28 protein-coding genes and 2 pseudogenes are annotated in these 26,849 nt (G+C 62.9%); 14 read left to right on the top strand and 16 right to left on the bottom strand.

The window, feature by feature from the left end:
• Nucleotides 1-133: 133 nt before the first annotated feature.
• On the top strand, nt 134-1,186 hold the full coding sequence (locus tag TX80_RS10835) for a phytoene/squalene synthase family protein (protein ID WP_049923102.1): 1,053 nt from the start codon (nt 134-136) through the stop codon (nt 1,184-1,186).
• A 46-nt stretch (nt 1,187-1,232) separates the two neighbouring features.
• Here TX80_RS10835 and TX80_RS10830 read toward each other — a convergent pair whose 3' ends face one another.
• A complete protein-coding gene (locus TX80_RS10830) occupies nt 1,233-2,516 on the bottom strand; it encodes a hypothetical protein (RefSeq protein WP_049923101.1) in 1,284 nt (427 codons plus the stop codon).
• A 142-nt stretch (nt 2,517-2,658) separates the two neighbouring features.
• Between TX80_RS10830 and TX80_RS10825 the strand changes: the two genes are divergently transcribed.
• The 3 genes from TX80_RS10825 to TX80_RS10815 all read left to right on the top strand — a co-directional run bounded on the left by TX80_RS10825 (nt 2,659) and on the right by TX80_RS10815 (nt 5,239).
• Complete coding sequence (locus TX80_RS10825; protein ID WP_049923100.1) at nt 2,659-3,384, top strand: DUF7409 domain-containing protein; 726 nt, start codon at nt 2,659-2,661, stop codon at nt 3,382-3,384.
• 185 nt (nt 3,385-3,569) lie between these two features.
• The gene (locus TX80_RS10820) at nt 3,570-4,364 is read left to right on the top strand and encodes a class I fructose-bisphosphate aldolase (protein WP_049923099.1); all 795 of its coding nucleotides are present in this window, start codon (nt 3,570-3,572) and stop codon (nt 4,362-4,364) included.
• Nucleotides 4,365-4,366: 2 nt separating this feature from the next.
• Nucleotides 4,367-5,239 (top strand): class 1 fructose-bisphosphatase, encoded by an 873-nt coding sequence (locus TX80_RS10815; protein ID WP_049923098.1) that lies wholly within the window; start codon nt 4,367-4,369, stop codon nt 5,237-5,239.
• Between the two features lie 103 nt (nt 5,240-5,342).
• Here TX80_RS10815 and TX80_RS10810 read toward each other — a convergent pair whose 3' ends face one another.
• From TX80_RS10810 to TX80_RS10795, 5 genes and pseudogenes are all read right to left on the bottom strand, one after another.
• Nucleotides 5,343-6,275 (bottom strand): hypothetical protein, encoded by a 933-nt coding sequence (locus tag TX80_RS10810; protein WP_049923097.1) that lies wholly within the window; start codon nt 6,273-6,275, stop codon nt 5,343-5,345.
• Nucleotides 6,272-6,766: pseudogene (locus TX80_RS10805) on the bottom strand (hypothetical protein); the annotation flags it as partial. The pseudogene TX80_RS10805 and the gene TX80_RS10810, both read right to left, overlap by 4 nt.
• A 1-nt stretch (nt 6,767) precedes the next feature.
• Nucleotides 6,768-7,097, bottom strand: coding sequence for a zinc ribbon domain-containing protein (locus TX80_RS19980; RefSeq protein WP_268258140.1), 330 nt, complete (start codon nt 7,095-7,097; stop codon nt 6,768-6,770).
• A gap of 27 nt (nt 7,098-7,124) precedes the next feature.
• The gene (locus TX80_RS19765) at nt 7,125-7,427 is read right to left on the bottom strand and encodes a transposase (protein ID WP_230198715.1); all 303 of its coding nucleotides are present in this window, start codon (nt 7,425-7,427) and stop codon (nt 7,125-7,127) included.
• Between the two features lie 7 nt (nt 7,428-7,434).
• Entirely contained in the window at nt 7,435-7,734 is a 300-nt protein-coding gene (locus TX80_RS10795) for a hypothetical protein (protein WP_230198714.1), read from the bottom strand.
• A 397-nt stretch (nt 7,735-8,131) separates the two neighbouring features.
• Between TX80_RS10795 and TX80_RS18650 the strand changes: the two genes are divergently transcribed.
• Nucleotides 8,132-8,362, top strand: coding sequence for a hypothetical protein (locus TX80_RS18650; RefSeq protein WP_230198713.1), 231 nt, complete (start codon nt 8,132-8,134; stop codon nt 8,360-8,362).
• Between the two features lie 295 nt (nt 8,363-8,657).
• A complete protein-coding gene (locus TX80_RS20095; protein WP_081661570.1) occupies nt 8,658-8,771 on the top strand; it encodes a P-loop NTPase fold protein in 114 nt (37 codons plus the stop codon).
• 49 nt (nt 8,772-8,820) lie between these two features.
• Here the strand turns inward: TX80_RS20095 and TX80_RS10780 are convergent, their stop codons facing one another.
• Together TX80_RS10780 and TX80_RS10775 are read right to left on the bottom strand one after the other, a co-directional pair.
• A complete protein-coding gene (locus tag TX80_RS10780) occupies nt 8,821-9,048 on the bottom strand; it encodes a hypothetical protein (RefSeq protein WP_049923094.1) in 228 nt (75 codons plus the stop codon).
• A 2-nt stretch (nt 9,049-9,050) separates the two neighbouring features.
• The gene (locus tag TX80_RS10775) at nt 9,051-10,223 is read right to left on the bottom strand and encodes a hypothetical protein (RefSeq protein ID WP_049923093.1); all 1,173 of its coding nucleotides are present in this window, start codon (nt 10,221-10,223) and stop codon (nt 9,051-9,053) included.
• 752 nt (nt 10,224-10,975) lie between these two features.
• On the opposite strand from TX80_RS10775, the gene TX80_RS10770 reads away from it, so the two are divergent.
• On the top strand, nt 10,976-11,326 hold the full coding sequence (locus TX80_RS10770) for a DUF5658 family protein (protein WP_049923092.1): 351 nt from the start codon (nt 10,976-10,978) through the stop codon (nt 11,324-11,326).
• 63 nt (nt 11,327-11,389) lie between these two features.
• Here TX80_RS10770 and TX80_RS10765 read toward each other — a convergent pair.
• From TX80_RS10765 to TX80_RS10755, 3 genes and pseudogenes are all read right to left on the bottom strand, one after another.
• A pseudogene (locus TX80_RS10765) lies at nt 11,390-11,966 on the bottom strand (GNAT family N-acetyltransferase).
• Between the two features lie 66 nt (nt 11,967-12,032).
• The gene (locus TX80_RS10760) at nt 12,033-12,677 is read right to left on the bottom strand and encodes a PH domain-containing protein (protein ID WP_230198711.1); all 645 of its coding nucleotides are present in this window, start codon (nt 12,675-12,677) and stop codon (nt 12,033-12,035) included.
• Nucleotides 12,623-13,261 (bottom strand): PH domain-containing protein, encoded by a 639-nt coding sequence (locus TX80_RS10755; protein WP_081661547.1) that lies wholly within the window; start codon nt 13,259-13,261, stop codon nt 12,623-12,625. Before TX80_RS10755 ends, TX80_RS10760 begins: the two co-directional genes overlap by 55 nt.
• A 271-nt stretch (nt 13,262-13,532) precedes the next feature.
• On the opposite strand from TX80_RS10755, the gene TX80_RS19975 reads away from it, so the two are divergent.
• Nucleotides 13,533-13,655 (top strand): hypothetical protein, encoded by a 123-nt coding sequence (locus TX80_RS19975; RefSeq protein WP_268258139.1) that lies wholly within the window; start codon nt 13,533-13,535, stop codon nt 13,653-13,655.
• A gap of 2 nt (nt 13,656-13,657) precedes the next feature.
• Here the strand turns inward: TX80_RS19975 and TX80_RS10750 are convergent, their stop codons facing one another.
• Nucleotides 13,658-15,058 carry an NAD-dependent succinate-semialdehyde dehydrogenase gene (locus TX80_RS10750; RefSeq protein ID WP_049923091.1) on the bottom strand — a complete coding sequence of 467 codons (1,401 nt, stop codon included), beginning with the start codon at nt 15,056-15,058 and terminating at the stop codon, nt 13,658-13,660.
• 255 nt (nt 15,059-15,313) lie between these two features.
• Here TX80_RS10750 and gdhB point away from each other — a divergent pair, with 255 nt between their 5' ends.
• Complete coding sequence (gene gdhB / locus TX80_RS10745) at nt 15,314-16,591, top strand: glutamate dehydrogenase GdhB (protein WP_049923090.1); 1,278 nt, start codon at nt 15,314-15,316, stop codon at nt 16,589-16,591.
• A gap of 156 nt (nt 16,592-16,747) precedes the next feature.
• On the opposite strand, the gene TX80_RS10740 is transcribed toward gdhB, so the two are convergent.
• Nucleotides 16,748-18,031, bottom strand: coding sequence for a Cdc6/Cdc18 family protein (locus TX80_RS10740; RefSeq protein WP_049923089.1), 1,284 nt, complete (start codon nt 18,029-18,031; stop codon nt 16,748-16,750).
• Between the two features lie 1,012 nt (nt 18,032-19,043).
• On the opposite strand from TX80_RS10740, the gene TX80_RS10735 reads away from it, so the two are divergent.
• The gene (locus tag TX80_RS10735; RefSeq protein WP_049923088.1) at nt 19,044-19,952 is read left to right on the top strand and encodes an HpcH/HpaI aldolase/citrate lyase family protein; all 909 of its coding nucleotides are present in this window, start codon (nt 19,044-19,046) and stop codon (nt 19,950-19,952) included.
• Between the two features lie 83 nt (nt 19,953-20,035).
• Entirely contained in the window at nt 20,036-21,292 is a 1,257-nt protein-coding gene (locus TX80_RS10730; RefSeq protein ID WP_049923087.1) for a Glu/Leu/Phe/Val family dehydrogenase, read from the top strand.
• Between the two features lie 277 nt (nt 21,293-21,569).
• On the opposite strand, the gene TX80_RS10725 is transcribed toward TX80_RS10730, so the two are convergent.
• The gene (locus tag TX80_RS10725) at nt 21,570-22,616 is read right to left on the bottom strand and encodes an RNA-guided endonuclease TnpB family protein (RefSeq protein WP_049923086.1); all 1,047 of its coding nucleotides are present in this window, start codon (nt 22,614-22,616) and stop codon (nt 21,570-21,572) included.
• 389 nt (nt 22,617-23,005) lie between these two features.
• Here TX80_RS10725 and TX80_RS10720 point away from each other — a divergent pair, with 389 nt between their 5' ends.
• Nucleotides 23,006-23,836, top strand: coding sequence for a DUF6517 family protein (locus TX80_RS10720; protein ID WP_049923085.1), 831 nt, complete (start codon nt 23,006-23,008; stop codon nt 23,834-23,836).
• A gap of 27 nt (nt 23,837-23,863) precedes the next feature.
• On the opposite strand, the gene TX80_RS10715 is transcribed toward TX80_RS10720, so the two are convergent.
• Together TX80_RS10715 and TX80_RS10710 are read right to left on the bottom strand one after the other, a co-directional pair.
• Nucleotides 23,864-24,085: a hypothetical protein gene (locus tag TX80_RS10715; RefSeq protein ID WP_049923084.1), complete on the bottom strand. Its 222-nt coding sequence runs from the start codon at nt 24,083-24,085 to the stop codon at nt 23,864-23,866.
• Between the two features lie 269 nt (nt 24,086-24,354).
• A complete protein-coding gene (locus TX80_RS10710; RefSeq protein ID WP_049923083.1) occupies nt 24,355-25,455 on the bottom strand; it encodes a DUF7544 domain-containing protein in 1,101 nt (366 codons plus the stop codon).
• A gap of 170 nt (nt 25,456-25,625) precedes the next feature.
• Here TX80_RS10710 and TX80_RS10705 point away from each other — a divergent pair, with 170 nt between their 5' ends.
• Both TX80_RS10705 and TX80_RS18640 read left to right on the top strand, forming a co-directional pair.
• A complete protein-coding gene (locus TX80_RS10705; RefSeq protein ID WP_049923082.1) occupies nt 25,626-26,435 on the top strand; it encodes an RIO1 family regulatory kinase/ATPase domain-containing protein in 810 nt (269 codons plus the stop codon).
• Nucleotides 26,436-26,501: 66 nt separating this feature from the next.
• Nucleotides 26,502-26,849, top strand: a 348-nt coding sequence (locus tag TX80_RS18640) for an aldehyde dehydrogenase family protein (protein ID WP_154658629.1), incomplete at its 3' end; no start/stop codon positions are given.

Raw genomic sequence — 26,849 nt, 5'->3', positions numbered from 1 at the left:
GTCCGTCGGTAACAGTCTCCGTCCGTTCGAGGAACGCGCTCGACCTTCGATCGGCCGCATCTTCGGACCGCGCCGAACGTCCCGCCGGGACCGCGGCGTTTTTCCGGGATGCCATCTAAATTACATCGAGTAGATGACCACGGGCCAGCCCGAATTCACAACTGACGCCGACTTGGAGTGGTGTTACGACGCGGTTCACGGCGTTTCGCGGACTTTCTCGATCACTATCGATCGGCTCGAGGAGCCGATGGCGAGACACATCTGCATCGGCTATCTCTTATGTCGGGTCGCAGATACGATCGAGGACGCGGGGCATATCCCGCCGGAGACCCAGACGGAGTTACTCGAGGAGTACGATCGCCTGCTCGATCCCGAAACGGAGACCGAACGTGCGGTCGAGGAGTTTATGGACGAGGTCGGCCCCTGGGTTCCGGAGGACCGGAACGACGATTGGGAGGTCGTCGCTCAGACGCCGCGGGTGTTACGAACGTTCGAATCGCTGGACGAGGAACCCCGCGAGATCATGCGCGATCCCGTCCGCGAACTCGTCGACGGGATGGCGATGTTTACCGATCGCTACGCCGACGAAGGCGGACTCCGATTGCAGACGCTCGAGGAACTCGAGGAGTACTGCTGGTACGCCGCGGGGACGGTCGGCACCCTCATCACCGGACTGGTCGCACGCGGCGCCTCGGAGGATCGAGCCGAGGAGTTGCGCAACAACGCGCGATCGTTCGCCCTGCTGTTGCAACTGGTCAACATCGCCAAAGACGTCGAGAACGATTACCTCGAAGAGAACAACGTCTATCTCCCCGCCGAGTGGCTCGAGAACGAAGACGTCCCCGTCGAAGCGGTGACCGAAGCTGAAAACCACGGGGCGGTCACGAACGTCATCCAGCGGGTCACCAACCGCGCGGAGACCTACGTCGACGACGCCCACCGCTATCTCGAGATCGTTCCGGAACGACACGGCAACCGGCTTTCGGCGTGGGCGATCCCGTACCTGCTTGCGGTCGGGACGATGCGCGAACTCCGCGAACGGCCGGAAGACGTCATCCGAGAGGGCGACGTGAAAGTCCCGCGGGCGGAAGTGTACGCGCTCATCCAGCAGTTCGAGGACGACGTCTCACGCTCGCGGCTCGAGGATCTTCGACAGGAGATGGCAGAGAAGCCGCTCCATCAGTGAGTTCGGTACGAGGGATCGAGGCAGTGGATCGGTTCTTGGCGTCGGTTCACGACGGTGAGCGGGCTATTTTTCGCCCTAGCAACGCCAGGGGGTAGCCGAACACGGCGACGGCGACGACCCACGGGAGCAGGATGAACACAACCACGAGGAACGATTGCAACGTGGAAAGCGGGGCGTTCGCGGCGACGATGAGCATCGGTACGAGGCCGGTCAGGCCGATGAGCGCAAGCGGTCGCCGTCCGCGCTCGAAGGCGTACCCGATCGGCAGAAAGAGCGCCGTGACGAGTCCGAACAAAAGCGGGAGCAACGAGACCGGCGACCCGCTCAAAAGCCGGGCGAAGAGGCCGACGAGGACCGTCACGAGCGCCGCGAGTCCGAGCAGTCCTCGAGTCTCGAGCCGCGGTCCGAGTCGAGTCGCCGCCGCCCCCAGTATCGCGTATCCCACACCGAGCATGGCAAGCGTGCTGGGACCCGGCGTCCGAATCCCGACGGTTGCCGCACCGACGACGCCGATGCCGAGCGCGCCAACGACGCCGATACTCACCAGCAATCGCTCGAGCGTTTCGGCGTCGAACGCGTCGAGACCGATCGTAACGCGGCCGACCGCGAACCCGGCGAGAACGAGCGCCGTCGCGGGAACGAACCCACCGACGAGACCGTCGGAGATCGCCGTCGGACCGATCTCGAGTCCGATCGTCGCGTAGCTGCTTGCGACACCGGGGAGTCCGTCCGGCCCGTACGTGATGTAGGTCTGATCGTCGAAATCGCTCTCGAACGCGCCGTCGGCGCGTGACTGCCACGTCGCGGTGTTGCCGTCGACGGTCGCACCGGGTGGCGAGTTCGTGACGACGGTGTCCTCGGGGGCGTGGATCGACACTCGTTCGGCCGCGAGCTGATACCGCGTTTTCGAGGTTCCGGTAGCGAAGTAATCGACGAGCCAGCTGTCGCCGACGCCCGGCCGGGCGACGTCTTCGACGGTGTAGCTCACGACGATAGCCTTGCCCTCGAGCGCGACCGTTCGGTCGGTTCGGTCGTCGTCAGCGATGTGCCAGCGGGTCGACCCGTTGTCGACGGTTCGCTCGAGAGTCCCGGTGGACTCGCGATACCGATCGGCGGCGGACTCGGTGACGGGGACCCGCTCGGTCCACCGCGAATCGCCGCTCGAGTCGAGCTGGATGTCGAGGGTTCCGGCTCCGGTCGTGCCGGGGATATCGGAGTCACAGATCCCGCACAGCGGCGTCGGTGGGGGTGCGCCGGCGGCGACACCGAACCCGATACCGATACCCCCTACGAGGGCGAAAACGACGAGGACGATTCGAGCGGATCGCATTACGTCATAGTTATCAGTCACTCACAAATAATTTTCACTCCGATCGACATCCATTCGGATCGTCACGTCCGGCGCAACGTAGAGGGGGTGAGGACAAGTTTCAAGGCTAGACAGTGTGAGCTACGGATAGCTGGTGAATCGCGTGAGCAAGGAACAGGTCGTGGGAGAAGCGAACGAAACGGGGACGGAGTCGACGGGGGACGACGAGGACACCCGGGACGAAAGCGACGGGAGCGGAGCTGCCACCGGCAGTACCGTCGATATCGGAATCGAGGTCGAGGTCGACGTCGAGCCGGACGCCGATGCGATGCTCGAGCCGGACGCCGATGCGATGCTCGAGCCGGACACGGAGTCTCGCATCCGGCCCGACGAGCGGGACGCGCTGGAAGCGGTCGACATCGAGCCCGACGCCATCTCGAGCAAGGAGTACTCCTACCGGATGTTACTCGATACGGGCGTCGACGAACCGATCGCGGCTGCGCTTCGCAGACGGTTCTCGTTGCCGTGGTCGTTCGAGACCGACGGAGACCTCGATCGGCGCTCGTCCGAGGTACGCGGACTCGGCGAGGCCGAACGCGAGTGGATCGCCGTCAGCGGCGACGAGGACTGGCAGGCGTTCGAGTACACGCACTCGAGACGGACCGAGATCGGGCGCGACGAACCGTCGGAACGACCGTGGCCTCGGCCGACGCCCGTAACGGCGGTGGCCGGGGTCGGCCCCGACGACGCCGAGACGCTGGCCGAAGCCGGCATCCGCTCGGCGGAGCGACTGGCGACGATCAACGCAAGCGAGGTCGCCTCCCTGCTCGAGTTGGACGTACTCCACGTACGGACGTGGCGTCACAACGCCCGCGAACTCGTCGAATAGGACCTGTATTCGAGGCCGACGAGCGATAACGAGCGGCGTCAGGTATCGCTGTAGCGCCCACTGGTCGCCCCGGCCGCTTTGGCGACGGTCGACTGGCCCAATCCAACACAGTTACTACTCGAGTTAGTAATCTCAATAATCCGGACCATCAGAGATTTATAGCGGCCTGTTGGATCCTCTAACAGATGATTCCGATCGACGATTCCCCGATCGTTCGCGACGGCAAGTCACTGATTCTCGCGATGGACCACGGGCTCGAGCACGGCCCCGTCGACTTCGAGGACGTTCCGGAGAAACTCGATCCGTCGACGGTCTTCGAGACGGCGACCCACGATGCCGTCACGGCGATGGCCGTCCAGAAGGGCGTCGCGGAGGGATACTATCCCAGCTACGAGGACGACGTCAACCTGCTGGCGAAGGTAAACGGCACCTCGAACCTCTGGATGGGCGAGTACGATTCGGCGGTCAACTGGTCGGTCGACTACGCCGCCGAAATCGGCGCGGACGCCGTCGGGTTTACCCTTTATGGGGGATCGAACCACGAAGTCGAGATGGCAGAGGAGTTCCGCGATGTCCAGGAGGCCGCCCGCGATCACGACCTGCCGGTCGTCATGTGGTCGTACCCGCGCGGCCAGGGGCTGAAAAACGACACCAAGCCGGGCGTTATCTCGTATGCCTCCCGTATCGCCCTCGAACTCGGTGCCGACATTGCGAAGGTCAAATACCCCGGCAGCCCGGAGGCGATGGAACACGCCTGCAAGGCCGCGGGTGACATGAAGGTCGTCATGAGCGGTGGCTCGAAGACCTCCGACTACGATTTCCTCTCGACCGTCGAAGCCGCCGTCAACGCCGGCTGCTCGGGGCTGGCTGTCGGCCGCAACGTCTGGCAGCGCGAGAACCCCACCCGGATCCTCGACGCCCTCGAGAAGGTCATCTACGAGGAAGAAACCGCCGACGCCGCGCTCGAGGCCACGGAGTAGGAATGACGGTATCCGACCCAGTCGTCGAGGCGGTCGTCGCGACGATCAGCCGGTCGGCCACCGAGATCCGGCAGGGACTGATCGGCCGCCGCGGAACGGCTGACGAGGAGAACCCGAGCGGCGAGACCCAGGCCGAAGCCGACGTCTGGGCCGACGAGTTGCTCGCGGACCGGCTCGCCGACATCGACGGCGTCGGCGAATACGGAAGCGAGGAGCGAGCCGACGTCATCGACTGTGGCGGTGATCCGGAAACGGAACCGGACACCTACGCGGTCGCCGTCGACCCGCTCGATGGTTCGTCGAACCTCAAATCGAACAACGCGATGGGGACGATCTTCGGCGTCTACGACGCCGCGTTGCCCGCTCGCGGTGAGACGCTGATCGCCGCGGGCTACGTCCTCTACGGGCCGATCACGACGATGGTCCTTGCGACCGAAACGGGCGTCTCCGAGTACGAGATGAGCGGCGGTGAGCGGCGGGTCGTCGAACGGGACCTCACGCTCCCCGACGATCCGGTCGTCTACGGGTTCGGCGGCCGCGTCCCCGATTGGCCGGACGATTTCGAGGCCTACGCCCGCGAGATCGAGCGGGAGCTCAAACTGCGCTACGGCGGCGCGATGATCGCCGACGTCAATCAGGTGCTCACCTACGGCGGGATCTTCGGCTACCCCGGGCTGGCATCCCGACCGGAGGGGAAACTCCGCCTGCAGTTCGAGGGCAATCCCATCGGCTACATCGTCGAGCGGGCCGGCGGTCGTTCCTCGGACGGCAAGGAATCGCTGCTCGCACTCGAGCCCGACGAGTTACACGACCGGACGCCGGTTCACGTCGGCAACGCGGAGCTGATCGACCGACTCGAGGACCGACTCGACTAGCGTCACCACCGGCGTTTCTTACCAGTTGTTACAAATACGATTTCTTTATTCAGTCTGCGGTGTGATTTTTTCGTGCCGATTCCTCCGTCTCGCATGAGTTATCTCACCCGGTGACCTTCGTCTTTTCCTCTGAGTTCTGACACTGGTCCGACCAGGGTTCGACGGGCTTCACTCGCAGCTCACCGAAGCCGTACTTCGAGTGACTGCCAACCCGGAGGATGCCGCTCTTCGCCGTCTCCATCGGGCGGTCGCCCTCGTAAGCGACCACCTGCCCGTGGTCCACCGTCTGGAGCTTGTACACCTCGCGTTGCTCCAGCACTTTCTCCGCGCGTTCACGGAGATTACGGCGGTCCTCCTTCCACCACCACGGAACGCCCTGATCGTGGGCGTTCGGGTACTCCGATTCCAGCACGAACGGCGTCACGAGTTCGAGGATGAACGCTTCACCCTCTTCGAGACGCGAATAGTCCAACGCCTCCAGGTCTACGACCTGTGTGTCTTTCAGCCGCGTGATGCCGTAGCCGTAGTTTCGCTTCCCGCCGAACTGGTGGCCATCCAGGGCACTCTCGTCGAGTGGAAGGACGTTGCCCCGGTCGGCGTGTAGGTAGGCGTTGATGTACCACTTCGTCGTCTGCTGTTGCTTCCGTGCGTCGTCGGGCTTCCCCATGATGGTTTCGTGGGACAGCGCCGGGTGGCCGCTCTGGACGCGGATGTCGTGCGTGTTCAGCGCATCTCGCGGCCGGGAATCGAGGAGCCACGAGTGTGACGCCTGCCGCATCAGGAACAGGTCGTCGTAGCTCTCGACGTCCGGCAGGCCGCTCCCGAGGTACGGTCGAATGCCGCTCTGGGAGTGCTCTTCGGGGAACGTCCCGAACTGGCCGGGGGCGAACATCCCGTGGCTGGCGTGGAGGTGCTGGTGGACGTCGTGCGAGACGTGCTGGCCGAGGGCGTGGAGGATGGCGTTCCCCGAGACGTAGTAGGAGTGGCCGATGTAGTCCATCACCAGCTCCCAGTGAACCTGCTGGATGCGCGTCACTCGTCGAACACCTCCCGGAAGTCCTCGATGTACTGGAGGGCGGTCGACCACGCACCGATCCGCCGGAGGTTTGCATCGAGCACCATGTCGTACTTGTCGTGTGCCGTCTCCAGCGGGTGTGCTTCCAGGCGGTTCCACGCCGACGCCCACGACCGCCACGGACGGCTCCCGAGTCGGGCCGACGGCAGACCTCGAGCGTCGACATCGATCCGCAGGGCGAACTCCTCGCCCGCGTAGACCGTCCGATGAGGGACTATCTCGTCGGCGTCGTCGACGACCAGCCGGAGGTCGGCGAACTCGTGGCCGTCGCGGTAGTTGTCCAGCAGCGCCGCCACGAGCAGTGTGTGGTACTTCAGGCTCGTGTAGGGGTAGTAGACGCTCTCCGTGAACGCCGAAACGACGTTGCTGTCCAGCCACGCCCGATGCATCGTCTCTGGATCGTCTTCGGTCAGGAGTTCCCTCACGGCGCTCTCGACGCCATTGCGCGTGAACTCAATCATGATGACCGATCACCTCAATTATCTCTCCGAGATCGACTCGCTGGGCAATATTCACAGCCGCACTTCGATCGCGGCACACAGTGCCGACGGAGCAGTTTTCAGTGGTACACTCTAGCGTGTCGTTCTCGAGGCGACCGAGCTCGCCACAGACGTGACATTGCTGGGTCGTGTACTTCGGATTGACGTATGTCACGGGGATGTCGGCCTCCTGCGCTTTCACCGCAATCGCATGCTGGAGAGCCGGGAGCAACCACGTCCCGGTGTCGTCAACCGTCCGGCGTTCCCACAGTGTCGCCTCGCAGAACGACAAGTCCTCGAGCACGAGCGCCGGCGCGGGGAACTCCTGGGCCTAGCGAACGACGCAGACAGCAGCATCGTAGACCTGTGGGCGGATCTGGTTCCAGAGTGCCGCGAACAGCTGAGTCTGCCCATTGGTGGTGTCGAACTTCGCGCCCTGGAGCGTCTGCATCGCCTTGACGAGCACCTCGTGGCGCTTTCGGATGTGACTGCCCTCGATGGCCAACGCCGCCTCCACGTCGCCATTCCCCGGAGCTGCTGCAATGAGGTTCTTCACTCCGACGTCCACACCGACCGGCGTGGGCTCTAGTGTTCGATCTCGGGAAGTCGTCGCGGGGAGCGGTGTGCTGCTCATCGGCTTCTCACCCACTCCTCGCGGTCAGCTGGATCGTAGGCGACGATCTCGTCGTGTCCTGTAGCTCGGTGGCCGTCTGGAACGCTTCGAGGTTCAGCGTCTCGATGTAGGTCTCGTCCTCGGTGTAGACGTCGTAGACGCGGACGCCATTCTCGTGCTGGCACCGACTGTACAGTTTTAGCCCATGATAGGCTAGGACGACGCCGTCAGGGTATGCGTTAGCGAACATCTCGCCGAGGAAGTCGGCGGTGTCATAGGGGAGATCGTCCCGCGGCGCGATCACGTCGGAGGGTTCTGGGAGCGTCACGCTGATCCCTCCTTGCCGCAGTGGCAGCCGCCATCGCAGAGATCACGACGGCGCATCGCTTCGATGACACAGCCAGTGCACCGAAAGTAGTCGTATCCTGTCGGGTTCCCGTACTTGTTGAATTCGGGGATCGGACCTTCGATAGTCGGTTCGCCGGCCGATTCGTTCGTCATGCCGGAACTCTGAAGCCCGGCGGATGTTTTCATTGACATGCTTCGTTGATCTCCAGCGAAGCACGGTCGGGCGTGGTCCAAACACGCCTCGGCCAACTTCTGACCGGTGTCCCGCGCTTCTCATTGCCAAATATGGGAGTGCACCAACTTAATACTTTGTCAAATATGGGATGGTTGCCTAATGTGGGATCCTTATAAATGCGGGAACACTACCATATATTGGAATGGGGCTGGAACCAGACAACCAAGAAATGGCGAGACGAAGAGCGATGCTCACAGACACCGAGCGTGAGTTGTTAGACTCCGACAAGAAATCAGACCGCTACTATCAGGCGGTCTCCCGCATCCGTCGGAAGATCAATGAGGAACTGACTGAGGACGTTCGCCTCCTTGAAGAAAATCATCCCGAGCTCCTTGGTGAACTCCGCAACGTCGTCTGCAAGGAAAACGAATAGCGACTGAAGAAATCGAATTGACAACAAGGCGAATCCGACGAGAATCAAACGGAACTTGACGACTCGCCCTATGAGGGCTTGAACCTCCGTAAGCGGTCTACCCAGCCATCTACTGGAACGGCAGCACTCTCACTTGCGCGATTTGTGGTACTGATTACTACTAAGGGGCGGCCGGATGAATTCTGATACTATGTTGAATGAGAGCCGGTTAGAGTGGCGGGAAGACCAGCCTCTGGAATCAAGAGAAAACGACCGATTGGGTTACTCCTTTTTCGCTGAATAGTTAGCAAAGACAATCACATCTAGAACCTCATCCGATGGATATACTATCGGCGTGTACGGACCGTGGGGGTCTGGGAAAAGTACGATTCTGAATTTTGTAGAAAATGAATTGAGAGAATCACTCTGAATTATTTTCTATTATTTACTGAGTGACTAAACCGTGTTTGCAACAACTGTTACGCATCGTCCACCCGGATCCACGCTGCCGTCACCGTCACGTAGATCGCCACGCCACCGACGAGCAGGGCGTAAAACCCCCAACGCGGCCACGCGGTCTCGAGAAACAGCAGCGTCAGAAACGCCGTCCAGAGCGTGATAACGACGAGGTCGACCGCGAGGCGAACGGCGGCGCTCGCGCCGGTTGCGATCCGGCCGGCAAGCCGCGTCGAACCGTCGTCCGTCATAGTCAGAAGTGATAGCCGTGGCGTTCGGTCAATCGGTACGCGCTTACGCCCCAGACGTAGCTCTGTCCCGGCCACCAGGTACGAGCGTTGTTGAACCCCGCGATCAGCACGTCTCCGTCCGCGCCGCGTGGATCGTGGTGGAAACTTACCGAGCCGCTGTCGCCGTCGGTCAGGTCCATCTCCCCACCCCATCGAAGCTGTCCCCGGCGACAGAAGTCGTCGGTGAAACACGTGACCGCGTCGACGCCCTGAATTCGCCCGGACGTGTAGCCGGTCATGGCACCCACCTTCTCGAGTTCCTCGTCGCGTGCGGCGAGGTCGGCCAGCCCCAGTCTGGTATACTGGCCGCGAACGCGGAGTGGTGACGGCGCGTCGATCGCGCTCGTCGGGGGGACGTCACCGTCGGGTTCGACCGCAACGACGTCTTCGATCGGATACACGTCTGCAACGGTCCCGAGGTCGACCGGCTCGCCACCTTCGACCGGCAGCGAGAGCCGTGCCCCTCTCGGATTCGGGACGTCCTCGAACGCGTGTTCGGCGGTTACGAAAAACGACCGCTCCCCGTCGGGATGGTACAGTGCCGGGCCCAGCGTCGCCATACTCGTCGGCGTCTCACAGGCGACGCCGCTCGGGACGCCGCCGGAACTGGCGCGCTCGATCACGCGGGGCTCGAGCGAGTCGAACCCGTCCTCGACGTCGTCGATGTCGATGATCGTCTCTACGTCGAACGAAATCCCGTCGACGAGCTGGTCGAGCATCTCGCGCACCGACTGCCGATTGCCCGACATCCCGATCGAGACGGCCGCCGTCTCGCTTCCGTAGTCGCCGGGGACGACCGCGCTCCCGAGATAGCCGGTAAACCCAACCCGGGCTAGCAACTCGTTCAACTCGAACGCTTTCGTGATCGCGGCGTACCACTCGGCCGGAACGTACCGCGTCCGTTCCACGAGGGAAAACGGATCGGCCGGATCGTCCCTGACCAGGGCGGTGACGATGGGAACCTCCCCGTCGTCAGCCCCGAGAAAGTCCTCGACGCCGAGCACGTGAGCGAGTCCGATCGCGTACCCGCCAGTAACGAGGGTCCGGAGGAACTCGCGCCGATCCATCCCCGCCTCGAGTCGGTCGCGGATGGTCGCAAGCCGGTGGACCAGTCCCTCGTTGCTGTTTCCTGCCATTGGATCGGTTTCGGTACTGTTGTCCGCTCCCTCCCGTCGTGCTAAAGCTAATATTCACGTACAGGGGGTCGTTCGGAAGCTATCGAAAGGCATGACGAAATCGAGGATAGTGATTGTGCTTGCAATTGCTTTGGGGACGACGAACGTATCCATGCCTGATTGCGTCTCGAATCGACGCCGGCGGTACTTCGAGCGACGAGCGGTGACAGCGGCAGCGATATAATAGCTGAACGACTGAATCCGAGCGTTCGTGTGTACCCGCCGCACACGATACATTGTCTCCGTGCTGGTGACCACGGAGGCAACGACACATCCCCTGTGACGGTTCGCGCCAGTTCCCCGACACGCGATCCTCCTCACTCCGCCTGCTCGTGGCGACTTCGGACGGTCAGTGGTGATCGATCCGGCGCGAACCGCTCTCTTCCTCTCTCTTTCCCCTCTGTGCGTCGACCATGACCCCGCGAAAGCACCTGTTACCGTCGCGTAGGCGGTCGCTATTCGATCGGCCACGAGGGATCCGACTCGAGCGACGACTGCGAATTGCGCCCGTCCGTTCCGCGGCTCCCGATCGGAGACGGCGAAGACACACCGAGTGACACCGGCCTCACCGAACGGGAACTCGTATTCACTGCCTACCGGGCGTGGAACCGCGGCTGTGCGGCCGATAACAATACTGCGACTACTGGAACCGCTGCGTGTGGCACGGCCCACTCCCGGTGGTTCGTAGCCGGTTCGATTCCGGCAGGGAGGCTATGCGTTCAAACGGTACATACCAGTATCGACGGTTGCCCGTCGACGTCACCCCGACGGACCTCGAGCGGCTGGGCTGGGCGCTCGTGGGAGTATCACTCGTTGCCGATATCGTGACGACAGTCGTGGGATTGCGGCTGGGGCTTGCCGAATCGAACCCCGTCGCTCGCGGCGCACTCGAGGGGTACGGACTCGCGGGAATGATCGCGCTCAAAGCGGTCGCGGTGGGGATCGGGCTCGTCTGTCGACCGTTGCTCCCTAAAGCGAGTCGACCGATCATCCCCCTCGGATTGGCGCTTCCGTGGACGGTCGCCGTCTGCTTCAACGTCGCCACGATTTCGGCGGTCAGTTGAGCGGCGTTCGGGACTCATATCGGCGGCGGCTCACGAGCGGCGACGTCGCCGGCGGAGCACGAACTACGATTCGTCCGGTCGAAACCGGACGGTCGCGTCCGTCGACGCCGTCTCCCACTCGGCCTTCGAAATGCTGTACCGGTAGCAGTCGACCGGTTCGCCGTTCTGTCGCTCCCAGTTTCGGAACCGGCCGTCGCGGCTGCCGCCGTAGGCATCGACGTACTTCCGGATGGCGCGGTTCGAACGCGAGTTCGACGAACGCCGCGGCTCGCTCGCCGGAGTAGCCCCGGCCCCAGAACCGCTTGCGCAGCCAGATGCCGATCGTCATCGTTCGCGTCTCCCAGTCGATGCCGAAGCCGGCGACGCCGGCGATTTCGTCGCTGTCGCCCGCCCCGTCGCGCGGGCGGATCAGGTACGACGCGCCGTCGTCGGACTCGTACTGCTCCGTGACGTGGTCGACGAACTCGAGGGTCTCCTTCGGCGTCCGATGGGGGGCCCAGGTCAGATACTCGGTGATCGTCTCGATCTCCGGGTCCGCCGAACAGATCGCGTACAGTTCGCGAACGTCGACCGTCTCCGAGCCGATCGCCTCGAGTCGGAGCCGGTCGGTCTCGATAACCGCTGGAACGAGATCACCCATGGCTCACGCCTCGAGCGGCCGTCCAAAATTCGTACCGGAGGGATGGAAACACCCCCACATACTACGTCACCGCTCCCGTTCGACCGCTCGCCGCCAGCCCCGAACCTCCTCGAGAACCGCCTCCCACCGGTCGGCGGAGCCGGGGACGCCGCTCGAACTAGCGTGCTCGCGGCGGGACTCGAGTTCCGACAGCACCGATGCGGGATCGTCGACGTTCCAGAACTCGAACTCCGGACCCCCGGCCGGATCGATCGTAACGGTTCCGTAGCCGACCAGCCGACCGATCGGCTCTTGGACGACCGACGTGTTCTGGATACGATCGAGTCCGGCGGTTCGGACGGTGACCCCGAACACGCCGCTTCTGACGGCGACCCGATGGGTCGTCACGAGAAACACCGTCCGCGTCACGCGAGCGTACTGCCAGAGCGCCGGCGCGACGAAGACCGGGAGCCAGAGGAGAGCGAGCAACGAGACGACCTCGAGCGCGACGGCGGCGAGGACCGCGACCGTGCCGACGATGCTCAGGCCGACCCACGGGTAGACGGTCTGGATCCGCGGTCCCCCGCGCCAGTCGACCGTCTCGTCGGCGGCGAGCGAGAGCCACTCGATCGACTCGGAACCGGGTTCCGGATCGGCGGTCGTTCGGTTGCCGTCGGTCATGATCGAGGCGACCGCGGTTCGTCGTCCGCGTTCCCGTCGCCGCCCGTCCATTCGAAGGCGGTTCCGTCACTCCCGGCTTCGGAGCGCCGTTGCTGTGGCCGCTCCTCGAGCGACTGCCGAATCGCGCGCAGTTCCGCGAGGATGTCCGCGAGCACCTCGTCGGTCGGCCGTCCGTCGCCGTCCCCGCCGGGACCGCGGTCGCGTTTGAGCTGTTCGCTTATCAGGTGTTGCACGCCGCTTGGGTCCGGCACCGATTTGAACGACAGTTCGACGCCGGCACCGCCCGCGGTGCTGACCTCGACCGTTCCGTAGCCGAAGTGGTTCCCGAGGGCCGACTGGGAGTAGGAGATGTCCTGGACCTTCTCGTGTTCGATCCGCTTGACGTCCCGCGAGAGGACGCCGCTTTTCCGATAGAGGCCACGGTTCGTCACGACGTACTCGATGTTCGTCACCCGGAGGTACTCGCTGACGATGATGACGATCCCGATCAGGACGATCGCGAGCGGAAGCCCGACGAGAACGGTCGGCACGAGCGTTCGTCGATCCGGGCCACCCGCCCAGATGATCTCCTCGCCGTCGTCCAGCGAGAGCCACTCGAGGTCGGCTGCAGTCGGGGGTGTCGTCTGGTCGGTCATCGGTCACACCTCTCCCATTCTAATTTAATAACGTTTGTATTTTTCTCGTGTTTTCTGAACTGAGTATCAGTTTCTCTCCGTCTCGATCGCGTATTCGTATCGTTGAACTGTCTTTTATTACAGGCCGATAGCTACCGTGTTCGGCGGAACAGACGGAATATTCGAGAATATATGTTAAACGACGATCAGTCGGATTCCTCGAACTATTTTCCAGCAATTATTAGGCAAACTAATTATATTATATATAAACAAATTCGGGATTTCCGAACGCGTGCCCGAAGCACCGCTCGCCGAACCACGCGGCCACCGTGCTATCGGCGTCGTCGACGAAACGGAAACACTCCATCCGCTCGGGATCGAAGGCGGGGAGACGCCGCCGGAAACGTCTCCCTAGGGTTACTCGACCAGTTCGGTCTCCTCGCCGGCGTCCTGCTGTACCCAGATCGTTTTCGTGTTCACGAACTCCCGAATGCCCTCGCGAGCGAGTTCGCGACCGTACCCCGAGTCCTTTACGCCGCCGAACGGCAGCCGCGGGTCGGATTTGACGAGTTCGTTCACGAACGCAAGCCCCGATTCGAACTCGCGGGCGATCCGTTCGCCGCGCTCGAGGTCGTCGGTCCAGACGCTCGCGCCGAGCCCGAACCGGGTGTCGTTTGCCTTCTCGATCGCGGCCGCCTCGTCGGGGACGCGAAAGACCGTCGCCACGGGGCCGAACAGCTCCTCCCGATCCGCGGGCGCGTTCTCGGGAACGTCCGTGATCACCGTCGGCGGGTAAAAGGCTCCCTCGCGGTCCATCGGCTCACCGCCGAGGCGGATCTCCCCACCCCGGTCGATCGTCTCCGCAACCTGCTCGTGGAGCTGTTCCAGCAGGTCCGTGCGGGCCTGTGGCCCGACGTCGGTGTCTTCGTCCAGCGGATCGCCGACGGTTTGGGCATCCATCTCCTCGACGAACCGATCGACGAACTCGTCGTAGACGGCATCGACGACGATGAATCGCTTGGCGGCGATACAGGACTGCCCGTTGTTGATGAGGCGGGCCCGAACCGCCGTCTCGACGGTTTCGTCCATCGGCGCGTCCTCGAGGACGACGAACGGATCGCTCCCGCCGAGTTCGAGGACGGTCTTTTTGAGTTCGCTTCCGGCGGTCTCGGCGACCGCCCGTCCCGCGCCGTCGCTTCCGGTGAGGGTCACGCCCGCGACGCGATCGTCCTCGATCACGGCGTCGATCTCGTCGGACCCGATCAGGAGCGTGGCGAAGACGCCGTCCGGATAGCCCGCTTCGCGGAACACGTCCTCGATGGCGCGAGCGCAGCCGGGGACGTTCGACGCGTGTTTCAACAGGCCGACGTTGCCGGCGGTGAGGTTCGGGGCGGCAAACCGGAACACCTGCCAGAACGGGAAGTTCCACGGCATGATCGCGAGGATCGGTCCGAGCGGCTGGTAGGTGACCAGCGTTCGGGCGTTCGCCTCGCCGGCGACGACCTCGTCCTGCAGGTGGTCGGCGGCGTGTTCGGCGTAGTAGTCACAGAGCCACGCGCACTTTTCGACCTCGCTGCGGGCCTGATCGATCGGCTTCCCCATTTCCCTTGTCATCAGGCGTGCGTACTCCCCGCTGTTTTCCCGGAGGACATCGGCCGCCCGAGCCAGTAACCGCTGGCGCGTCTCGATCGACGTCTCACGCCACTCCGTCGCGGTTTCGGCTGCTCGTTCGAGGTGCTCGTCTCGGTCCTCGCTCGAGGACTCGTCGAAGGTATCGATGACTTCGTCGGTCGCCGGATTGATGCTCTCGATCATCACGCGAGAAGCGACCACGACGAGCCATAAACAGCCACGGGGGGCAACCCACACCGACCGACCATCCCGTCGAAAGACGGGTCATGACCGTGAACGGCGACCGTGCAAATATTGCACGTACCCGGGGAGAGTGGCAAGGGTTATGACTGTCGGTCGGAAACGTCCTCACCTGTACCCGCGTGACGGTCACTGTACGGACCGACGTCCCGGATGGGAGCAGTGCCCGTCAGTTCGGAGCGGGACAACTACGGCCCTACTATGACAGCAGCCGAATCCATCTCGGAACCGAAAGAAGAGGAAAGTGCCGTCGAAACAGCCCGTCGCCAACTCGAGCGCGCGGCCGCCCATCTCGATGTCGACGAGGGGATCGTCGAACGGCTGCGTCATCCGACGAGCGTCTATCGGGTGACGATTCCGCTCGAGCGAGACGACGGAACGCGGGAGATGTTCACGGGATACCGTGCCCACCACGATAGCGTCCGCGGTCCGTACAAGGGCGGGCTTCGGTATCACCCCGGCGTGACCGAAGAGGAGTGTGTCGGGCTCTCGATGTGGATGACCTGGAAGTGTGCCGTAATGGACCTGCCCTTCGGCGGGGCGAAAGGCGGCGTCGTCGTCGATCCCAAGGAACTCAGCGGGACCGAGAAAGAGCGGCTCACCCGTCGGTTCGCGGAGGAGCTTCGCCCCGTCATCGGCCCGATGAAGGACATTCCCGCGCCGGACATGGGAACCGACCCGCAGACGATGGCGTGGTTCATGGACGCCTACTCGATGCAGGAAGGCGAGACCGAACCCGGCGTCGTCACGGGCAAGCCGCCGATCGTCGGCGGTTCCTACGGCCGTGAAAAAGCGCCCGGCCGCAGCGTCGGGATCATCACGCGGGAAGCGATCGACTACTACGACTGGGACGTCGAGGACACCACCGTCGCCGTCCAGGGATTCGGCAGCGTCGGCGCCAACGCGGCGCGCTACCTCGACGATCTCGGTGCCTCCGTCGTCGCCGTTTCGGACGTCAACGGCGCGATCTACGACCCCGACGGTCTCGACACGAACGACGTCGAGGATCACGACGAGACGCCGGGAATGGTCTCGGGATACGACGCGCCCCAGTCGCTCACGAACGAGGAACTCCTCGAACTCGACGTCGACGTGCTCATTCCGGCCGCCATCGGGAACGTCCTGACCGGCGAGAACGCCCGGGAGGTAAACGCCGAGATGATCGTCGAAGGGGCGAACGGGCCGACCACGTCGACCGCCGACCAGATCTTCGAGGAACGCGACATTCCGGTTATCCCCGACATTCTCGCAAACGCCGGCGGGGTGACGGTCAGTTACTTCGAGTGGCTCCAGGACATCAACCGCCGCTCGTGGTGTCTCGAACGCGTCAACGAGGAACTCGAGACCGAGATGCTCAACGCCTGGAACGCCGTCTGCGAACAGTACGATATGCGGGACGTAACCTGGCGCGACGCGACGTACATCGTGGCGCTCGAGCGGATCGCCGAAGCCCACGAGGCACGCGGCCTCTGGCCGTAATCGGGAGCCGTAGTCGGGGGTTTGGGGGCGGTCCCACCCCTCGTTCAGACTGAAACGCCGGTGAGTCACGCCTCGTCTCGGGTCACCGATCCACAGTTTTCGAACGTACTGCTCGCGTCGCCGAGCGACTGCGTTCGAGCGAACCGGACCGCAGTGTTACGAAAAGGACGAGAGTTCCACGTCGCGATCTCGCGTCTCGCTGCCGCCGTCGGCGAGTCGATCGTACGCCGGGAGGTCCTCGAGCGAGGAATCCCGCCGAACTGCCTTGATGATGTGTTTCGGATCGGTAACGAGCCGGTGTAACAGATAGCTTCCCTGCGAACGGCCGCCGCCGGTCTTTTCCGACTCTATCACGCCGAGAAACGCCTGTTCTTTGAGCTGTCGATAGAGCCCGTTCTCGGTGATCGGGTCGGTGGCGACCATCTCACAGATCCCGACGTACCGCTCGTAGATCTCCCGCGTCTTGTGGGTCTCGCGATCCCCGGTGATGATACGGCTTGCGAGCGCGTACAGCGCGAGTTTCGCGTGGACGGTCGCACCGCTGGTAAGCTCCTCGATCCGGTTGATCTCCGCGACTTCCTGAGCCTGTTGGATGTGTTGTTCCGACACCGTCTCCGAACCGGTACGCCGGGCGAGTTCGCCGGCCTCCTTGAGGATCTCGATCGCCTTTCTGGCGTCGCCGTGTTTCTTCGCGGCGAGCGCCGCACAGAGCTCGATCGTCCCGTCCTCGAGGACATTCGGCTGGAAGGCGTCCTCTCGGTTGCGCATGATCTCGCGAAGCTGTGAGGCATCGTAGGGATGGAAGAACAGTTCGCGGTGGCCGAAACTACTGTCGATGCGCTCGTCGAGCGTCTCCCGGTACTTGACCTTGTTACTGATGCCGATGACGCCGATGTACGCGTCCGTCTTCTGGGCCTCACGCGCCCGGGAGAGTTGCATCAGGATGTTGCTGTTGTCCAGTTTGTCGATCTCGTCGAGGATGACGATGATCGCGTCGAAAAACCCCTCGAGAATCCGCCAGATGTGCTGATAGTACTCCATGGTCCCCACGCCCCGGAGCGGGATGTTCTGCTGGTAGCCGGTCTGTTCCTTGAGACTGAGCGCTAACTGGCGCGTCGCTCGCGTTTCCGTGTTCGCTTCCGAACAGTCGACATAGAGGACGCCACAGTCGATATCGTTGTTCCGCGCGGCATCCTGCGCTCGAGTCGCAACGTGTCTGGAGATGAGACTCTTTCCGGTTCCGGTCTTGCCGTAGATCATGACGTTGTTCGGCGGATCCCCGCGCGTGATCGCACCGACTTCCGCAGCGACCGATTGGATCTCGTCGTCCCGCCCGACGATCCGATCTTCATCGGGGACGTGACCGACGTGGAGGAGTTCCTTCCGATTGAAAATCGGATCGTGAGATTGGAAAAGCGGGTCCCCAGCCTGTTCAGCCATGTCTCCGTTCTTGGAGACGGACCTAATAAAACTATGGAAGGTAGTTCAGACTGATAACGCACGGAGAGACGTTGTGATAGACAGCGTTCCAGCCGTTTCCGCTCGATCGCCCTCCCCCGATGCAGACTGAATCCCGCGTGCCGCCCGTCTTCGGGTCCGATGCTCTTACTCGAGAATACCGGCGACCAGTACCGAGCGGTCAACGGTTCCGTTCGGACCCACCCCCCTCGTTCAGAGTGAAACGCAGGAGCGGAACGCGTCCCGCGATAGCCGAGTGAAACCGTCCGCGTGCTCCGAAAGCTAGCTCTCAAACGATGGAGCGACCAAAAACGGCGGGAACGGTCTGTTTCTTCTTCTAGTTCACCTAGAATGGTAGTATTATATTTTATGGATTAGGAAATACTTGCTTGGCCAAGCCCCGACCGGTCAGCCGCTCGTGACCAATGTGGGGGTGATTCACACATTCGAACCGCCAACTTCGTCGCTCGCACCGTCGGTAGCAGCGGTCAGCGCATCGAACGCCGAGGGTATCACAGCACCAGTTCCCCGGCCAGATCGGTGACGGTTTTCACTCTGAGCGAGGGGTGTCTCCGTTCGTTACCACCTCCGAAGGCCGTACGTTCCGGGCAGTATCCTCCGACCGCACCCCTCGTTCAGAGTGAAAACGGATCGGACGGTGGAACCGACAGTGGTGTCTCACGCTTCTTTCACTCTGAACGGGGGGCCTCGGGGACCGAACCGTGGTCCACCGTCGTCGGTTGGATCACGACGCCAAACCGGAACGTCAGAGACAACCGCCGTTCCTTCACCGTCTCCCCCGTGACGTCTCTACCGGTTCGTTATCCGCGATCCGATCGAGCGGCACGACGCCCGATCAACCGACGATATCGATCGCTTTTCACTCTGAACGAGGGGTGTCCGTTACACCATCACATCGATGGCGGGCGAGGCCGGTCACGTTATCGGTCACTGACACCAGTATCACTTTGATCGTGGGCCGAAGACACAGCGTATGGTTCGCAGGAGCGTCATGTTCACCCCGGGTGATCGCCCCGAGATGTGTCGGAAGGCAACCGAGTCGGGCGCGGACGTGATCGTGTTCGACCTCGAGGATGCCGTTTCGCCACAGCGGACGGCCGATGCGCGCGAGGCAGTCCGGTCCGTTCTCGCCGACCCCGATTTCGATCCGGACTGTGAAGTCTGCGTCCGGGTCAACGCGTCGCCGACGGAACTGGAAGCCGATCTCGAGGCGCTGCTCGCGGCCGGCGATAGGACGGCCGGATCCGACGCCGATCGTCGTCTCGATAGCGTGATGCGGCCGAAAGTCGACTCGCCCGAAGACGTGCGGGCGCTTGCGGACGAACTCCGGAGCTACGACGTCTCGTTTCCGATCTTCGCGCTAATCGAGAACGCCGCCGGCGTGCTCGCCGCGCCCGAGATCGCCGCCGTTCCCGCGACGGACGCGCTCGTGTTCGGGGCCGAAGACCTCTCGGCTGACATCGGCGCAACCCGGACCGCCGACGGGACTGAAGTCCTGTACGCACGCGAGCGCGTCGTCCTCGCGGCGGCAGCCCACGACTGCACGGCTATCGACACCCTCGTGACTGACTTCGAGGACGACTCTCGACTGCGCGAGGACGCCGCGTTTTCCGTCCAGCTCGGGTACGACGGCAAACTGGCGATCCATCCCGCACAGGTCGGCCCGATCAACGATGCGTTCACGCCGTCGGACGAGGAACTCGAGTGGGCCGACAGGGTTCTCGCGGCCAGACGCGAGGCCGAGGGGGCGGGCGTCTTCGAAGTCGACGGCGAGATGATCGACGCGCCGTTGATCGCGCAGGCCGAACGGATCCGTTCGCGTGCCGCCGCCGCTGACAACCGTGGCGCATCCGGTGATGAGGGAAGCGGTAGCGGTGGCTAACCGAGCGTCACTATCCCGAAAAGTAGTTGGTGAAATGACACACATTCACTAGGTTTATTTTCCAGTCGAGTAAAGAAGTCGGTATGAGTGAGGGCGCGAATCCATTCGAAAGTCTCCAGTCACAGATCGACGAAGCCGCCGCTCACCTCGAGATCGGGGACGACGTGATCGAACGGCTCAAACACCCCGAACGGGTGCTCGAGACGAACCTCACGGTCGAACTCGACGACGGCTCCCTCGGGCGGTTCAAAGCGTTCCGGTCGCAGTTCAACGGCGATCGCGGCCCCTACAAAGGGGGAATCCGGTACCATCCGGGCGTCACTCGCGACGAAGTGAAAGCGCTGTCCGGATGGATGGTGTACAAATGTGCGACCGTCGGCATTCCCTACGGCGGCGGCAAAGGCGGCATCGTCATCGATCCCGACGAGTACTCGACGGCCGAACTCGAGCGGATCACCCGCGCGTTCGCGACGGAACTCAGGCCTCTGATCGGCGAAGACCGGGACATCCCCGCGCCCGACGTGAACACGGGCCAGCGGGAGATGAACTGGATCAAAGACACCTACGAAACGCTCGAGAACACTACCGAACCCGGAGTCATCACCGGGAAGAACATCGCCAGCGGCGGCAGTGCGGGCCGCGTCGAGGCGACCGGTCGGTCGACGGTCATCGCGGCCCGTGAGGCGTTTGACTACCTCGGGAAGGACCTCGACGGGGCGACCGTCGCCGTCCAGGGTTACGGCAACGCCGGCTGGATCGCCGCGAAACTGATCGACGAGATGGGTGCGACCGTCGTCGCCGCCAGCGACTCGAGCGGCGGGATCTACAACCCGGACGGGTTCGATCCGGTCGAAGCCAAAGCACACAAAAACGAGACGGGAAGCGTCGTCGGATACGAGGAAAGTACGGAAGAGATCACGAACGCGGACGTCCTCACGATGGACGTCGACCTGCTGATTCCGGCGGCGCTCGAGAACGCGATCGACGGCGACCTCGCCGAGGACGTGAAAGCGGACGTCATCTCCGAAGCCGCCAACGGCCCGCTGACCCCCGAGGCAGACAGGGTCCTCGAGGACTCGGATGTCTTCGTCGTCCCCGACATTCTGGCCAACGCCGGCGGGGTGACGGTCAGTTACTTCGAGTGGGTCCAGAACCGCCAGCGGTTCTACTGGTCCGAGGAGAAGGTCAACGAGGAACTCGAGGGGATCATCGTCGATGCCTTCGACGCACTCGTCGAGACCTACGAGGAGCACGACCTCTCGAACCCGCGGACTGCGGCCTACGTCGTGGCGATCCAGCGAGTCGCGGACGCTGCCGAGGAAGCCGGCACGTTCCCCTGACTTCGGCTCGGTTTCGCTTTCGGTTTCTTGACCTCCTCCCACCCCTAAAGGGGTGGGATTCCCCGAAGGGGGTATTCAGGTTGCGCGTTTCCTCGGCGGTGAAGTACGCTTTCGCGTCCCGCGTCAGCGGTCGCCGTCCGGTTACGACCCCGGACGTGCTTTTCAGCGCGTACAGCCGGGTCAAAGCGGCCTTCCTCCCCGGTCACGCCGGGCGTCTGCGAAGCAGACGGTGGAGTGTTCAGTCCACGAGGCCGCACGGGTCGCGGCACCCGAAGTGCTACGCCGTGCATGGTTCTCCCTCCCGTTGACGGATGTTCTCGGCGGCGTTCAGGTCGGCGTGGCGGCCACGGTCGCAGTCGGAACACGAGAAGTAGTCGCCGTCACGCGACCCTTCAGCACCGCAGGCCGAACAGCGTTGACTCGTCTCGAACGGGTCAACTTGTTCGACGCGAATCCCGGCTTGCTCGGCCTTGTAGACGATGAACTCCTGCAACTGATGGAAGTGCCACGAGTGAACGCCACGCCAGTCGCTTCCCTCTCTGATACCTTCCAAGTCCTCGATTTTTACCACGGGATTCTCGAACTGTTTGGCCCAGTCGATGAGGCGACGGGAGGCTTTGTGGTTGAGATCGCGAATCCGGCGCTCCTCTTTGTTACCCACGCGGTTCCGTGCGCGAAGCGCACCCGCTTCTTGAAGCGACTCGCGTAGGGAACGATATTTGCGGCGGACGTATTTCGCCTCACGACCGGACACCAGCATCGACTCGCCCATTTCGGCGTCGGCGGCAAGCAAGTGATTGTGGCCGATGTCCACGCCGATTGCCGTCTCCTCGCCTGTCTCGGCGTCGTACTCGACGGTGAACGTACAGAACCAGTCGTCTCCTCGGCGGTACACCTGCAATCGGGACTTGTCGGCTTCACCGTCCACGAGCCGGGCTACGTCGTCGGCTATGTCGTCGTACACGTCGATAGGCGTGTACCACCAACCCGAGATACAGGGGAACCCAACGACAACGGAACCGTTCTCGGTGCGGTCAATCTCCCAGTTCTGGTTGTTGACCGCGAACGGCTGGCTGGCGTGGTATTCCACGATGCCGTCCTTCTTGTAGTCAGACTTGGCTTCGCGGATGGCCTGGTTCTGGATGGCTGAGTAGAGTGGATTATCGATGCTGGCCGTGGTCACGCTCATCCCAAACCTGTTGGATTCCCACCCATTGATGCAGAATTGCTTGGTGTCGCGGTACAAGTGGGTGGCGCGTTGCCACTCCCTGCGGCGGTCGCGGGATGGGTTGTGGAACGTCGTGGTGACGGTCGTCGTGACCACGGTTACAACTGTAATGTATTCCTGATGGTATTAAAACGTGGGAATATCGGGCGGGCTGACACCCGTGGTTTGCTTCCCAGTTGTCGGCTTCATCCCACCCCTGAAGGGGTGGGCTTTCGCCTCGCTACCGCTGTGGGCTTTCGCCTCGCTACCGCTGTAACAACTGCAACGATTGACACACCGATCGCACGCCGACCGTGCGATCGGGTGTGCAGTGACTCAGTGACTTGCAGTGGCTACTATAGCGACTGCCGTCGGAACGACTCGATCGACACTCACCTCGTGTCATATTTTTAAATCCTCGCATTTCAAATGCATTATGTTAACAATTAAATAGAGTTTCGCGGAGTCAACAAACACTTATGAACTGATATCGGATTGGTCCAGTGATGAAACGCAGAACGCTTCTCGGCGGTCTCGGCGCGGCTGGACTGGCAAGCCTGTCGGGGTGTCTGGGACTGGTCGGCATGGCCGAACACGAATCGATCCCCGCGGACGTCGACCCTGCGGCCCGCGACGAAACCGGGTACGAACGGACGAACGTCGAACCGATCGTCGTCGAACGGGACGTCGGCGTCGGGCCGGTTTCCGAGACGGTCGTCGTTACGAACCACATGACCGAACTCGAGAAGGCGGTCGATATGGGGCCGCTTGGCCGCCAGCGCGGTGCCGTGTTTACCGTGCTGTCGACGCCGAAGGTCGACCTCCTCGGGCAGAACTTCAACCCCGTCGAGGAGATGTCCGACACGGAACTCGTCGAACTCGTCGCGAACAACTACGACGACATCGGCAACATCGACTTCGAAGAGAAAGAGACTGTCACTATTCTCGAACAGGAGACGACTCGATCACGGTTTACGGCCGACGCGAAGTTCAACGGCACGAGCGTCGATGTCGACCTCCACGTCACCGAAGCCGTCGAGACCGACGACGACCTGCTCGTGACCATCGGCGTCTACCCCCGGCACCTCCGGACCCGAGAGGAAGCGAACGTCCTCACTCTCATGGAAGGCGTGGTCCCGACGGTCGACGGGGACGGCTCGAGCGACGACAGCGGAGCCGAAAGCGCCGACGAAGACGGCAGTGACGGCTCCGACGACGGAAGCGACACCGAGGACACGTCCGAAAGCGATGGCGAATCCGAGGACACGTCCGACGGCGACGATGGCTCCACCAACAGCAGTGACGACGGCGACGACGGCGGAATCAGCCTCAGCTAACCCCTCGAGCAACGCCAGCCTCGGCGTTCAGACGAGTCCGATCGCGGACGCGACGAGTACGGTTCCGACGAGCACGGCGACGACGCCGGTCGCTCTCGTGACTCGAACGCGGTCGGATTCGTCGATCCCATCCCCGTTCTCGAACGGTTCCATTCCGTGTCGGTGCTGTGCCTTGACGATCGTCGGGGCGTAGCTGACTCCAACAAGCCCGAAGACGACGAGTCCGAGGCCGACGACGAGTGTAACCATGGGTCCCGTCCGAGTTCATCGAGGACCCGGATAACCTTCCGTCCGAAAATCGCTCGGCGAGAACCCGCCGGGTTCTATCTCGAGTCGCCGTCCGAACCGACGTGCCCGCGGATCGATCACAGCAGTACAGCGCGGAAGCCCACCCCTTTAGGGGTGGGAGGAAGCGCGTAAACTCTATGCCACAGACCACCGATACCAGCATTGCCGACTCCCGAAATAATCGTTACACGGCGGCGATTCCCGGTCGCGTCCGGATAACTGGGTGTTCGTTACCAGTCGTCCCTGTCGTCCGAATCGTCCGTCGACCACTCGTCGCCCCGGTCGCCGTCACGTGTTTCCGTGTCGCCGAACCGATCGTCGCCTCCCCACCGCTCGTCGGAAGACCGCGAGTCGGTGTCGGTCGTAGTGGCTGGGCCACCCGCGCGGACGGCCGCTCGCTGGTCCGGAATGAGGTCGAGTTCCTCGTTCGTGTCCCCGAGCAACAACAGGGCGTAGTACTGGAAGTACGTCCGAATCGGCATCTGAACGAGCGCGACGAAAAGCAGGATCGTCAGAAAACCCACGATCGCGACGCCGACCGCGAGGACGACGCCGATATCGCCCAGGGTCGCCAGGAGCAGTCCAACGATGACGAACGGGATCGCGACGACGATCGAACCGATGAGAACGAGAAACGTAACGGCCGCGCTAACCACGAGCTGGAGGAGCCAGACCAAAAGCAGGTAGACGGCGTACTCGGTCCAGTTCGCTTTGAGCGTCGACCAGAACCGACTCCAAGAGCCGAGGACGCCTCGCTCCTCGAGCAACATGATCGGAGCGACGAACTCCGAGGTAAACCGCATTGCGATCGCGTACACGGCATAGACCGGGATCGCAAAGAGCGCGATCAGGAGCAGCGGACCGAGCGCAGCCTCGAAGCTTCCGGCGTTCATGAAAGCGAACACTGCCGGGCCGCCGACCAGAAGGAGGAGGGCGAGTCCGGCGACCAGCCGGAAGGAAAACAGCCGCAGACCGCGGCCGAGATTAGCTCGGCTATATCGCCGAATGTGTACCGTCGTCGAGCGAAGCGACTCGATAAAGACGAACTCCAGAACCGCCCCGATGAGTCCGAAGACGAGCCAGATCAGAAGCAACACCACGACGACAGCGGCGATGGCAACCAGTACGTCCTCCGAAATCGCGTCCATCCCGCCGTCGACCGGCTGTCCGTCGGACGTCATCCCGGGATTACCCGACGGGAAACCGCTGCCCATCCCGCCGCCGACGAAGAAGACGACGATGGCAAGCTTGAGCCACAGCCCCGCTCGAACCGGCAACAGCAACTCCCGCGTTACGTCGATTGCGTCACTCAGATCGTCGATAGCGTCCATACGTATCCGGCTCTATTGTTCCGATACTGAAAATGATACTGTTCTGATTCCAATTCGACTCCGGCCCCGAGACAGCGGCTCGATACGGGAACACGGTCGTTCGGACCGGAACACGTTCCGGCTGCGACACTTCGGGACGCATTTAACTCCGAATCCCCTCTGTCATCCGTATGGACATCCGCCAGCTCGTCCGAGGAACCGTCGAGTGGGGACGCATCGAGCGCGTCATCCGCACGCTGGCGGACCGACACGACCGCGAGGTCGTCCGCGTGGAGTTTCTCGAGGCGGACAACTGGCTGTCGACGCCGTGTGTCATCGACGACGAGTGGTTCGTCAAGATCGTCTCGCGCCAGAACGCCCTCGTCCACGCGATCTTGACGACCGGCCGGAACGTCGGCGCGTTCTCCTCGGGGACCGAAGGGTTCTTCGATCGGTTCGATACGCCCCGCGAGATGGTCGAACACGAGTACGAGGCGACCCAGCGCATGCGCGAGATCGGGATCAACGCCCCGAAGCCGATCGAAGCGTTCGAAGTCAACGGGTTGGGTGTGCTCGTCCTCGAGTACCTCCCCGAGTTCGAAACCTTGGGATCGGTCTCCGATGCCGTCGTCGCCGACCGAGCACGCGACCTGTTCGAGATGCTGGCGACGCTTCACGACCACGGGCTCGCCCACGGCGATCTCCGAGCCGAAAACATCCTGCTGTGTGACGGCGACCTCTATTTCATCGACGCCACCAGCGTCCACGAAGATCGAGTCCCCGAAACGACCGCCTACGATCTCGCCTGTGCGCTCGCCGTCCTCGAGCCCCGGATCGGCCCCCGTCGGGCCGTCGGGGCCGCATCGGTAGTCTACGACACTTCGGAACTACTTCTGGCGCGTCGCTTTCTCGATTTCGTCCGCTTGCGTCCCGATCACGAGTTCGATTCGACGCGGCTCCGCAGCGAACTCGAGAAGGCGGCCGATCTGGGCCAGACCTGACGGTGCGCTGTCGATTCGTGTGACCGACTAGCAGAGCTTTTCACTCCGCTCGCCGTACGACCCGGTATGAGTCGGCAAACAACGGAGCAAGTACACGGCCACTACATCGGCGGCGAGTGGAGAGACGGAAGCGGGTCCGACACGTTCGAGAGCGAGAACCCGGCGACGGGGGAACCGCTGGCGGAGTTCCAGCGCGGGACCGAAGCCGACGTCGACGCCGCCCTCGAGGCGGCCGAGGACGCGTTCGAGGAGTGGCGCGATCTCTCGTATATCGATCGCGCGGAGTACCTGTGGGATATTTACCACGAGCTGCGCGAGCGCCACGAGGAACTCGGCGAGATCGTCAGCAAGGAGTGTGGCAAGGAGATCAGCGAAGGAAAGGCCGACGTCACCGAGGCCTGGCACATGGTCGAG

This window comes from Halopiger djelfimassiliensis, assembly GCF_000455365.1.
In the GTDB taxonomy this organism is placed as follows: domain Archaea; phylum Halobacteriota; class Halobacteria; order Halobacteriales; family Natrialbaceae; genus Halopiger_B; species Halopiger_B djelfimassiliensis.
This window is presented reverse-complemented; position numbering and strand designations above follow the sequence as displayed.

Coding starts and splice junctions, on each gene's coding strand:
- TX80_RS10835 (WP_049923102.1), top strand. CDS start 134: ATGACCACGGGCCAGCCCGAATTCACAACTGACGCCGACTTGGAGTGG.
- TX80_RS10830 (WP_049923101.1), bottom strand. CDS start 2,516: ATGCGATCCGCTCGAATCGTCCTCGTCGTTTTCGCCCTCGTAGGGGGT.
- TX80_RS10820 (WP_049923099.1), top strand. CDS start 3,570: ATGATTCCGATCGACGATTCCCCGATCGTTCGCGACGGCAAGTCACTG.
- TX80_RS10815 (WP_049923098.1), top strand. CDS start 4,367: ATGACGGTATCCGACCCAGTCGTCGAGGCGGTCGTCGCGACGATCAGC.
- TX80_RS19765 (WP_230198715.1), bottom strand. CDS start 7,427: ATGAGCAGCACACCGCTCCCCGCGACGACTTCCCGAGATCGAACACTA.
- TX80_RS18650 (WP_230198713.1), top strand. CDS start 8,132: ATGGGGCTGGAACCAGACAACCAAGAAATGGCGAGACGAAGAGCGATG.
- TX80_RS10780 (WP_049923094.1), bottom strand. CDS start 9,048: ATGACGGACGACGGTTCGACGCGGCTTGCCGGCCGGATCGCAACCGGC.
- TX80_RS10775 (WP_049923093.1), bottom strand. CDS start 10,223: ATGGCAGGAAACAGCAACGAGGGACTGGTCCACCGGCTTGCGACCATC.
- TX80_RS10770 (WP_049923092.1), top strand. CDS start 10,976: ATGCGTTCAAACGGTACATACCAGTATCGACGGTTGCCCGTCGACGTC.
- TX80_RS10760 (WP_230198711.1), bottom strand. CDS start 12,677: ATGGACGGGCGGCGACGGGAACGCGGACGACGAACCGCGGTCGCCTCG.
- TX80_RS10755 (WP_081661547.1), bottom strand. CDS start 13,261: ATGACCGACCAGACGACACCCCCGACTGCAGCCGACCTCGAGTGGCTC.
- gdhB (WP_049923090.1), top strand. CDS start 15,314: ATGACAGCAGCCGAATCCATCTCGGAACCGAAAGAAGAGGAAAGTGCC.
- TX80_RS10740 (WP_049923089.1), bottom strand. CDS start 18,031: ATGGCTGAACAGGCTGGGGACCCGCTTTTCCAATCTCACGATCCGATT.
- TX80_RS10735 (WP_049923088.1), top strand. CDS start 19,044: ATGGTTCGCAGGAGCGTCATGTTCACCCCGGGTGATCGCCCCGAGATG.
- TX80_RS10730 (WP_049923087.1), top strand. CDS start 20,036: ATGAGTGAGGGCGCGAATCCATTCGAAAGTCTCCAGTCACAGATCGAC.
- TX80_RS10720 (WP_049923085.1), top strand. CDS start 23,006: ATGAAACGCAGAACGCTTCTCGGCGGTCTCGGCGCGGCTGGACTGGCA.
- TX80_RS10715 (WP_049923084.1), bottom strand. CDS start 24,085: ATGGTTACACTCGTCGTCGGCCTCGGACTCGTCGTCTTCGGGCTTGTT.
- TX80_RS10710 (WP_049923083.1), bottom strand. CDS start 25,455: ATGGACGCTATCGACGATCTGAGTGACGCAATCGACGTAACGCGGGAG.
- TX80_RS10705 (WP_049923082.1), top strand. CDS start 25,626: ATGGACATCCGCCAGCTCGTCCGAGGAACCGTCGAGTGGGGACGCATC.